This window comes from Savagea serpentis, from assembly GCF_015351395.1.
Lineage (GTDB): Bacteria > Bacillota > Bacilli > Bacillales_A > Planococcaceae > Savagea > Savagea serpentis.
Genome location: NZ_JADKPV010000006.1, coordinates 149,436 through 160,190, shown reverse-complemented (window position 1 = coordinate 160,190; position 10,755 = coordinate 149,436). Strand labels below are relative to the sequence as shown.

Annotated in this window: 7 protein-coding genes; 3 read left to right on the top strand and 4 right to left on the bottom strand. The window is 29.8% G+C overall.

Annotated features, from left to right (window positions below; all coding sequences use genetic code 11):
* The 3 genes from IRY55_RS11380 to IRY55_RS11370 form a co-directional block, all read left to right on the top strand.
* On the top strand, positions 1-373 hold a 373-nt coding region (locus IRY55_RS11380), incomplete at its 5' end, for a hypothetical protein (protein ID WP_194563444.1).
* A gap of 478 nt (positions 374-851) precedes the next feature.
* Entirely contained in the window at positions 852-4,130 is a 3,279-nt protein-coding gene (locus tag IRY55_RS11375; protein WP_194563443.1) for an NACHT domain-containing protein, read from the top strand.
* A gap of 307 nt (positions 4,131-4,437) precedes the next feature.
* On the top strand, positions 4,438-5,598 hold the full coding sequence (locus IRY55_RS11370; RefSeq protein WP_194563442.1) for an AlbA family DNA-binding domain-containing protein: 1,161 nt from the start codon (positions 4,438-4,440) through the stop codon (positions 5,596-5,598).
* Positions 5,599-6,310: 712 nt separating this feature from the next.
* Here the strand turns inward: IRY55_RS11370 and IRY55_RS11365 are convergent.
* The 4 genes from IRY55_RS11365 to IRY55_RS11350 form a co-directional block, all read right to left on the bottom strand.
* On the bottom strand, positions 6,311-6,952 hold the full coding sequence (locus tag IRY55_RS11365; RefSeq protein WP_194563441.1) for a hypothetical protein: 642 nt from the start codon (positions 6,950-6,952) through the stop codon (positions 6,311-6,313).
* 61 nt (positions 6,953-7,013) lie between these two features.
* Positions 7,014-7,520, bottom strand: a complete 507-nt coding sequence (locus IRY55_RS11360) for a PadR family transcriptional regulator (protein ID WP_194563440.1) — start codon at positions 7,518-7,520, stop codon at positions 7,014-7,016.
* 6 nt (positions 7,521-7,526) lie between these two features.
* Complete coding sequence (locus IRY55_RS11355) at positions 7,527-9,989, bottom strand: ABC transporter permease (protein WP_194563439.1); 2,463 nt, start codon at positions 9,987-9,989, stop codon at positions 7,527-7,529.
* Complete coding sequence (locus tag IRY55_RS11350) at positions 9,958-10,677, bottom strand: ABC transporter ATP-binding protein (RefSeq protein WP_194563438.1); 720 nt, start codon at positions 10,675-10,677, stop codon at positions 9,958-9,960. Before IRY55_RS11350 ends, IRY55_RS11355 begins: the two co-directional genes overlap by 32 nt.
* Positions 10,678-10,755 lie beyond the last annotated feature (78 nt).

The window sequence follows — 10,755 nt, the reverse complement described above, 5'->3', positions numbered from 1 at the left end:
AGAAGCTAGGACAAATTCCGATTTTTGGGAACAGTCGTTAGAAGACGTTGCTAAAATTGGGCAGCAATATATGAAACGAATTAATGTCATGCTAGAAGATAAAATAAACACTGTTTACAAAGAGTTTCAGAAATTCATGAAGAGTATCCGTCACAACATTAATGAATTGATATCTGAACAACAAGCAATTGAAATGCTGTTACAGCATTTAATAACACAGCCAGTGTTTGAGGCATTCTTTGAAACTTATAGTTTCGTAAATAAAACCCCTGTTTCTCAAGTGATGAAATCTATTTTAGATTTAAAGGAACAAGAGCAATTCGAAGATTTCTATTATAGCGTGAGAGTGCGTGCAAAAGTATTGACAAGCTAAAGGCGAAACAAGATATCATCATTCAACTATACGATAAATTCTTTAAAGTTGGCTTTAAAGAAACCACTGAACGATTAGGAATTGAATTTTAAACTAACAGATGTAGTAGACTTCATTATTCATTCAGTTGATGATATTCTTAAAAGGTAATTTGGTAAATCACTGGAAAGTGAAGGCGTCCATGTGCTAGATTCATTTACTAGGTCTCGTGTCGTAATTATGACAACAGCAGAAAGTAATGGTTGACATTGGGTTTTAAGTCATCTCTAGAGAAGCAAAATATGAATTGGCCTGAGTTTCTGGAAAAATCATTGAATTATTTAAAATGTAAATAACAAAGAGAAAGAAGAATTTAGATTAAATAAAAATAGTAAGAGTGACTTGTATTTAAAGTGATAATATTAAAGTGAAAAAATACAAAATATTACAATTTAAACATAACTATAAAAATTTATTTTCCATGTAAGGGGGTAGAAAAGTGATGGGAAAAGTTGCTCAGAACGCATTAAAAGGATATACATACCAACACTATATATTTACGTTATTTCTAGCGAAAATGGATTCTGAGAGGGTTATTAAGAGGATTGAAGCAGAAGCGATAACGGAAGGAAATTTTGATGATTTATATATAATAGCAAATGAGAATTATAGAGTTCAGGTAAAAAACTACGCTAATACTAAATTAGAAGATATTTTGATAACTAATGAAAGTGTACAAATCAAAGGAAATTCAAATAACTATAATAAAGAAGAGAATAATATTCTAATAATTAATACAGATCAAATTCAAACAAATTCAGAATTCATGGGGTTTCCATCAATAGTAATAAATGAAATTGTGATAATACCTCTTACTCCTAATACAGTACAGGATTTACTTGATGAGATGTTTAGCTCTGAAAGCAGAGAGGTTCAGATAATTCAATTCGCATTTTCGCTTATAACTTCCTCTTGTTTTGAAATTAATCAAGCGGAACTACCTAAGGTAATTAGAATGTCATTTGATTTAAACGAAAAAACAATTTTGATTAGAGAACCACTAGATATTATTGAAAAGGGGATTCTATGGATAATCGGTAAACCAGGAGTAGGAAAAAGTCACTATGTTGATGAGCTGATTCAAAAGTATAAAGATGCTATAGTGTATAGGTTTTGGACTGGCTCCCAGGACGAAATGCTAATCAAACGATTACAATTTAATGTGTTTTTAGACGATCTTGCCCTTGCAGTTTTTAAATCTCCAAAGAATTATACCCAAGAAGAGCTAATTCAAGAGATTCTATCTCAAGAAAAGATAATAATTATAGATGGATTAGATCATGTTGAGAATTATAATCAAAAAGAACTTCATATGTTCATTGACTTTATTGATTTATTGAAAAAAACTCATACGGTTGTTTTATCTAGACCACTTAAAGTTGAAATTGGATGGAAAAATATAGAATTGCCAAATTGGAATTTTGAAGAAACAGCATTGTATTTGTCTATGGGTCACAACATCTATGATTATAAAGTAATTGAGAAGATATTTGAGGTTACAGATGGTTATCCGATAATAACTTATTTCATTGTAGAACATTATCTTATATATAAAGAATTTGATAATACTCTAAAAGTTGAAAGCTTATTCCATTATTATGATACATTACTTAATAATACTAGCGTTAAATCATTATTAGCAATATTTGCAACAAATAATAGTTTCTTTTTAGAGTCCGAATTAACATCAATTCTTGGAGAATCGTTTATGATAGATGCCATAATGGATTTTATTAGAGATTATCCTTACTTATTTGAAATAAAATTAAATAGGGTTTCTTTAATTCATGATAGTTTCAATACATACCTCAGACATGAAATTGATAATTATCCAAAGTTGGAAGAGAAAGTTAATAGTTTTGTACAGGAAAGTTTATTAAATGGAAATGTAAATTTCATGTCTAGATTATCTTCATTTGAGTTAAGTGAAGATTTTTATAGAAAAGTATTAATAAGGTATAGTAAATTTGATAATTTTTCAGCTTTACTAAAAAAAACATTAGATTTTAATTCAATAACTTCCTTCTATAGTCAACTTCAAATGTTACTGGAACAACGAGAAGGAGTATTAGATATATATCAATATTATTCGTTTTCTTTGATTTATCAAATGGCTAATCGTAATGATTTGATTGGATATGACGGATTAGTTTATCAGATACTCGTATATATGAATAACCACTTTATTATTGAGGAAGAACTGTTTAGTTCTGGAGTTATGTGGAGAACTTATATTCTTTTGAAAGGGGAAGACAAGGCATCTTATCAGAAGTATTTAATGGATAATATGTATAGTTCTAACAATTTATATAATTTATATGAGACGGTATTTGAGGAAGAAAATTTCTTCAAAAAAAGAGAAGAGTTTCCAAATTTAGAGGGAAAGTTAGAAAAAATGGAAAACGAGTGTCAATTTGAGAAACAGGATATTCTAATTAATCATATGGTTAGAGTATGGGTAAATCATGATCAAGATGATAATTACTATGAAATCTTAGATAATTATTTCAAGAAAGACAAGGAACTAGCTGTATGTCAATTGAGAAAGATTGTTGAAAAATATAACATTGAAGGGAAATGGTCGAACAAAATATTATTATCAGTTAATTATCAACTCTTAGAATTAGGAAAACTAAAAGAGGAGAATATATTTTGCAAAAAGTCTCTAGAGGAATTAATAAAGGAAAGATCTTTTAATGGTTCTTTTGATGTAGTAGAGTATGCAAAATCATTTATAAGATTAGCAAATTATGAAAATAAGGAGATTGATATCTTTTCAGTTAATAGAGTTTGGACTATGTACTATAACCGAAAAGATTACAGCGTATACACACTAGACGTGGCATTGAAAGTCTTTGAGAAATTTGGTTATTTGGATGAATTCGAGTCAATTAATATCATTAGAAAAGTTATGAACCAAAGCGAGAAAGGAATCAGACATCTGCTCACAAATTATATTGATATTGCGGATGAATCCTTAATATATAAACTAGAGAAAAATCGGGCATTTCACGATGAGGATTTTCCAGTTAATATATTTAATTTGATGCCTGAAAAAATTGATTGCATAAATGTTGAACATATTGATAGAGAAATATACGAAACTCTATCATATCATAGCTATAGTAAGTCAATTGAATATAAAGATATTATAAAACCTTTAAGAAGTAAGTATTGTAGTAGGATTCTCGACGCTATAGCATATTATGATTATAGAATAATTGGGTGGATTTCAGATAGCGACATCGAAGAAATGATAACTGAAAAAGGAATTGAGTTGGTTAAAGATGAGCCAAAAGTAAATACCGAGTATGTTCCATTTGAGAATGGTTGCATTCATGAGCGGGATATGGATTATATCAAGGATAATAAAATTGGATACCTAGAAATTTCAATATATACAGATGGCTGGTATTCATGTCTTCCTTTTGTAGATATATATTCAATTTATGATATAAATGAAATTCAGAAAAACTACCTAAAAATTATTCATAGTTCAATTTTTGCAAGAGTATTAAAGAAGGAATATATTGGAGAATGGCACTTTTTAATTGGAAATATACCTGATTTTATAGACAAATATAATATAGAAATCAACTGGGATATGATGTATAAAATTCTAAAATGGTTCTTAAAAGAATCTCTGATTTGCGATTTAGATGATAAAAAAACAACTAACTATACTTGGAAGGAGGAAAATGCTCATGAAGTGTTTTAAATGCTTACTTGATCATAATTATTGTAATATTAAATGGGTGGCATGATGTAAAAAATCGCAGAAAAACCTTGTTATTACTCTTTATAGGTATAATTTTTTATAATCACTTTTTAAATTGTTGACGGACTTAGTGAACAGATTGGGATAAAATATATGTAGTGGAGGAAATTATTAATTATTTCCTCCTGTTTTATTAATTAGGAAGAGATATACTTTACATTGATTTTTCGACTTGCAAAATACTATTATTACTGGTTCAAGTTCACCCTTTCCAAACAGACTTATTCATTACATAGAGGTGAGAAATTTGGTATCGTTGAAAGAGAAAATTAATGAATTAATAAGCAAGAAATATGAAGGGGCTTATTGGGATTATAAGCAACAATATCATGAAAATAGGGCAGATTTGTTACACGATATTATCTGCTTGGCCAATAACACCGAGAACCGAGATGCGTATCTTATTTTTGGAATAACCGATGATGGAAGAATCGTGGGTGTAGAAAATGATCCAAATAGAAAAAACCAAGAAAATTTCATTTCTTTTTTAAGAGAGAAGGATTTTGAAGGTGGATATAGACCTGTTGTTGAATATAATAGTTTGGAGTTAGGCAACGACTGCATTGATGTTTTAATTATCAAGCAAAGTAATCGAACACCATATTTTTTAACAAAAGACTACAGTGACGGTAAGAAGAAAGTGAGAGCATACCATATTTATTCGAGGATTATGGATACAAATACACCTAAAGACAAATCTGCTGATGAAAAAGTTGTAGAGAACTTATGGAAAAGAAGATTCGGACTTCTTCCATTGCCAATAGACAGATTAAAGCATTCCTTATCGGAAAAGAAAAAATGGACCATAAACGATTCTATTAGTTATTATAACCCATCCCCTGAATTTACTATTGAACAAATATATGATTATGAAGATCGGTTTGATAATACAAATCGAGAGTTCTATTCTTATTATCAAACGAATTCTTCAACTTCATATGGAACACTTCAATGCAAATATTATATGACGGTTTTATTTGAGTGTCAGTCTGTTGTACTTGATAGTGGGAGGTATGTTGCACCAGTTCCTAGCTGGGGGTTTATTCCATCAGCTAAGAATCAAAAAGAGAAACTATCATATAAATATTATGTTAAAGGTTCGCTTAAATATCAATTAAATATTTTTTTATTTGATGAAAATAGTGAAGATGCAAGATATTCGAGGAATAATTTTATGGAGTTAGTCCTCTTATACAATTCAGAAGAGGAAAGAAAGTTATTTGAGTCGCATATTGAGAAAAAAATTACTGATATTGTAAGAGAGTTAAATGAAATAGAAAAGCATAATTTGGTTTTTGAAGGTGTCAATGAACGTGTTAGAGCTTTTGAGAATAAAAGAATTCATACGGGGATATTGCTTAATAAGGAATTACTGAAATTCAGAAGAGAGTATTCGTATCACTTATAATAATGGCTAAAAATTGGGAATGATCTAAGAAAGTAGAATTGAAATCTTCTAATTTTTTTAACTTTTAAATATCTACTGTGAATTTCATCAAAAGTAAAGTTGAAATATAAAGCGATTTAACAATTGAGGATTTGAATAAAAAAGAGCTTTGCTTTTTGTTTATCATACTAAACAATATCTAAAATTTTTATCGAAGTGTCAGACTACTTTCTAATAGGACTGTAAATATTTCTACTATTTTATATTGGAAATCAACTTATGTTTTAATTACTTGGACAGTCAAGATTTTTATCAAACGTAGTCATTAACGTAGTCAAATTTATGTCGAGGTACTGAAAAACAATGTAAGCATCATATGTATAATGATATTGCTAATGGTAGATTCGACTCCCGCCGTCTCCATATGTGAATTTCATATGGTTTTACCTAGTGTCAGAAACCTTGATAGATCAGGTTTCTGACACTTTTTCTTTTTCATGAAATATTATACTCGTTGCTAATTCCGTGGCTAGCAACGAGGTTTTTTTGAGTATATCGAATTCTGAATGAGAATAATCCATTTATGTGTCTTAGTTGGTTGTATAGGCTCACTCTCTGCATGATTGAATAGTTATTGCGGTTAACCCTCTTAAGTACGAAATTAAGCGCTTTAAAAGCATATGCTTTAACCATTCGATAGTACTTCAACTTATCAGCCCATTTGTATCTTGAGTTATGATTTTCTAGAAAACAATATGTAACACCAAGAATATACAAAATCAACTATAAACACAATTCCCCAGATCACTCCTATACCTAAAGTGAGATTATTTGGATAAGGAGATAATTTAGAATCTCCACTTTCAACCCATGAAAAGTCACTTAAATACATCTTCATCTCTGAAAAACTTGTTGTACCTAAAGTCCATAAAAAAATTTGAACAGTCAAAAAAACAATTAAATGTATAACAGAAGTTCTACGATATTTCCTCGAAATATATTTTGCATCGTTCTTTTTGTTGATAATTTCATAGTCCTTTTTAGTTAACAATTCAATACCACGTAATGTCCCGATTTTTTGGCGCATCCAGCGATCCAGATTAATAAAATCTAATATTCCAAATGTACAAGCATAAAGAATAAATATAGTGATGACAATTTGAATTGTAGATATTTCGCCTGTTTGGATATAAATATAAAAAGCAAGAGCTCCTTCAATGATTAACAAAAATAAGAAAAACGATATGAAGAAAAGACTTAATTTTGTTTTATCAAAGAAATATCTAGCGACTCCAAATAAAATTAGTGCTAATAGTGATAGTACCTCTATAAAAATAAATATTCCCCAGCTATATTGAATGATTATATTTAGCAAAGAGCATCCTTCTCTTTCTCCATATATTTCAACTACCTAAACAAACTGTTATCAAAACCTTTTACTTATATCTTCTATTCTCAATCTGATGTATCCAATTTAAATCAGCTTCTAGATGTAAAAGTGCACCACTAATTAATAAGTATTTATCTTCTTCGTTATTTAATAAACACTCTGTTTTTAATTTAGTCAATTCCATTACATCTTGCATGATAACGAGCTTTTGTTGATTGAGCATTTTTTCTTCGTGATCAAATTTTATTTTTCGAGCACAGCTCCACTTAAAATGAAAGCTATCTCTAGTAGATACATAGGGTACAGGTTCTAATAACCACTTCGTTAATTCGATTACTCCCTTAGGTTCTATCGTATAAATTTTCCTCTCTTGATCGTCTTCACCGACTAATCGGACAAGCTCATCTCGAATTAAGCGATCAAGAGTTGTGTATATCTGCCCAGCATTAATTTTTACGTTTGCTCCCAACAGGGACTCTAATTCTATCTTCAAATCATATCCGTGATTTTGATGAATAGATAATAGTGTTAGTATTCCATATTTAACTGACATTTAGACTCAACCTTCTTTAAGTGATGACATGATATTTATTCTACTTGTTAATATACTAGAAATCCAAGCTGCTATCACACTTAATACAATGGACGAGATTAAGGCTAATATCAAACTGAAAATCGGTACTTGAAATGAAATGAAATTTTCTAAAGCCGTTGATTTGCTCATCATATAGAGTAATGTAATAGTCGCAATAGCACCTCCAATAAACCCAGATAAACCTATTAATAGACCTTCACTTATAATCATTCTGTTCACTTGTTGTCGTGTAAATCCTATTGCTCTCATTGTTCCTATTTCAGCTCTACGTTCTAATGTATTCATTAAGAGAGTATTTGCAGTTCCTATGCTTGCTAAACCGATAATTAAAACTAGCATAACTAATATTAAATTTTTTGTACCAGAAAGAGCTGCTGTTTTAGAATTAATTTCATTATTTACAGTTCTAATTTTGGATAAATGAAGATTAAAATCTTCAAATAATTGATTTGCTATTTGTTTTTCCTGAGATTCATCATTTAAAGTTAGTAATAAATCAAAACTATTTTTCCAACCAAATTCAGTATTTAATGTTTCTTGATTCATAAAGCCCACATAACCTGAATAATGTGATGTATCAACAACATCGATAACTTTGAATTTTTGTTTTCCTAAGGGAGTATTTATATACATATCATTTCCAATCTTACCTCCCCATTCATCATATGCTCGTTGTCCAAGTATTATAGAGGGCTCACTATTTATGACTTTTTCAACATACTTTTCATTGAATTCAGTAAATAGAATAGGTTTCTCTTTATTTATTGCAAAAATAGAAAACTGTCGTAGCTCTCCCTTTATAGTATTCCATGTAATTGGTGTTGCTTCTGTTAAAGGTGTGACATTCAATATAGAATCATATTTTTGCAAAGTTGTAATGTCACTATTCGACCATGGTACTTCCGAAGTTATTCTAATGTCACCACCAAATGTATTTCTTATTTCTTCTGCATAACTTTCAGGAGCAGACTCAATTACTGAACTTAACATTAATATTATAGCTATCCCTATTCCGAGAACAGCAGACGTATTAGAGTTTCGATTTAGTTGGTTTAAAAGACTTTGGATTGCCATAACTCCAGCATAACCGAAAAACATTTTAAATAATGATTTAAATATTTTACTAATTCCAATTAGTAAGAATGGGAATAATAAAAACAGACTTAATAAAATCGCTATATAAGAAATAGAATGATCAATAAAAATAAATACAAGTAATCCCAAACCAGATATTCCTCTTAATAAAAGTTGCTTTTTTAAATCTGGTGTTTCATCATTTCTTTTTAAAGTTAAAAGAACTGAAGTTTTTCCGGCATTATATATAGGAAACAAAGAGGATATCACTGGGAATCCAATTCCTAATATAGCAGAAATAATTATAGGTAATTTCCAATTCAATGTATACACCATATCGAATTCAAAGACATTTAGAAGTGTTTTCATGAATAAATCACCTAAGAAAATACCTAATGGAAGACCTAAGATAGTACCGATTGTCGACATTAAAATAACTTCATATAAAACTAATTTTGAAATAGAGGATTTTAAATATCCAAGACTTTTCATAATTGCAAATTCTTTTTTTCTTTCCATGACACTTGTATAAATCATATTAAACACGATGAAACCACTAATAAGCATGGATAGTCCTGCAATTAGATAAAAGAAAGTATACAATCCATCAATATCATTACTCTGTCTGTCATCAGCTACAACAGGTTGCACATATATATTTGAATTTATGAGGTTTTGCTGCAGCTCTTGATATATTTTGTCCCCATTATTAACAGCTTTAACTCTGACATAGGATACTTCACCATCTAGACCGGTCCATTCCCTTAATAAACTTAGCGGAGCTATTATTCGAAAACTTGCCGATTCTGCCGATTCCCAGTTACTTGGACTCGCAAGAAGTTGATTATATTCAACGATAGCAGATATTTTAGACTCCCCTAAACCGCTGAATCTAATTGTATCTCCTACTTTTTTATTTAAGAGATTGGCGAGTACATGCGGTATAACCAAACCTTCGTTATCCAAATCTCCACTAATAACAGGTAGCTTCAATAAAAGACTATTTTGATCATCTACACCTGTTATTCTTACAGAGCGTTGAGACAATGTTTTATCACTAATTTCAATAAATGCTTGTTTATCTAGTACAAGTAACGATTCAGAAAACATGGAATCGTCTATTTTAGATAAAAGATCATCTTCTGAAAAACTATATTCATCACTTAAAAACCAATAATCTGCATCTGCCACATACATTTGCTCATAATATTCAAAAACATCTTTAGTTGTTTTATCAGCGATAAACATAGAAGTAATAAAAGAAACCCCAATGATTATTCCTAATAATGAAAGAAAGAATCTTTTCTTATTTCTAGTTATATTACGCCATGAAATTAGCCATGTATTTAGCATAGTTTTCTTCCTTTCTAGAAATCGATTGATCAACTTCACCGTCTTTAAATAATAGAATTCTATCAGCGAATCCTGCTGAGAAAATATCATGCGTAACCATAATGATTGTTTGATTGTATTGATGATTAAACTTTGTCATCAGATTCAGCGTATCTTCGGCTGTATTTCTGTCTAAATTACCTGTTGGTTCATCAGCTAATAAAACAGATGGATTATTTACTAATGCACGTGCTATTGCTACACGTTGTTGCTGTCCACCACTTAGTAAATTAGGCTTTGTATTTTCGAAATCTGATAATCCTACTGATTCAAGTAATTCAGTAATGACATACATTTTATCTTTCGATGATTTTCCATCTGCATGAAGTGGAAATGCAATATTTTCTTCTACAGTCAAATTAGGAAGTAACTGATAGTTTTGGAATACTAAACCTATATTTCTTCTGCGAAAAATGGTTCTTTCTCTTTCAGACATTTCATGCAAATAATTGTTGTTAATAATGATTTCACCCTCAGTAGGAACATCTAGACCTGCTAAAAGTTGAAGCAACGTACTTTTTCCAGCACCACTTGGTCCCATTATTGCTACAAACTCTCCTTCTTGAATCTCTAAATCCACATTCTTTAAAACTTGAATATTGCTTTTACCTTGTTTGAACTCTTTTTTTAAATTATTAATTTGAATCATTTCATCCCACCTCCTGAATATGATAGATTATATACTTAGTATGTATGAAATTACAAGTTTTTCGTTAAAATAAACCTA

Excerpts from the sequence above, each read along its gene's own strand:
- IRY55_RS11360 (WP_194563440.1), bottom strand. The coding sequence starts at position 7,520 with ATGTCAGTTAAATATGGAATACTAACACTATTATCTATTCATCAAAAT.
- IRY55_RS11355 (WP_194563439.1), bottom strand. The coding sequence starts at position 9,989 with ATGCTAAATACATGGCTAATTTCATGGCGTAATATAACTAGAAATAAG.
- IRY55_RS11350 (WP_194563438.1), bottom strand. The coding sequence starts at position 10,677 with ATGATTCAAATTAATAATTTAAAAAAAGAGTTCAAACAAGGTAAAAGC.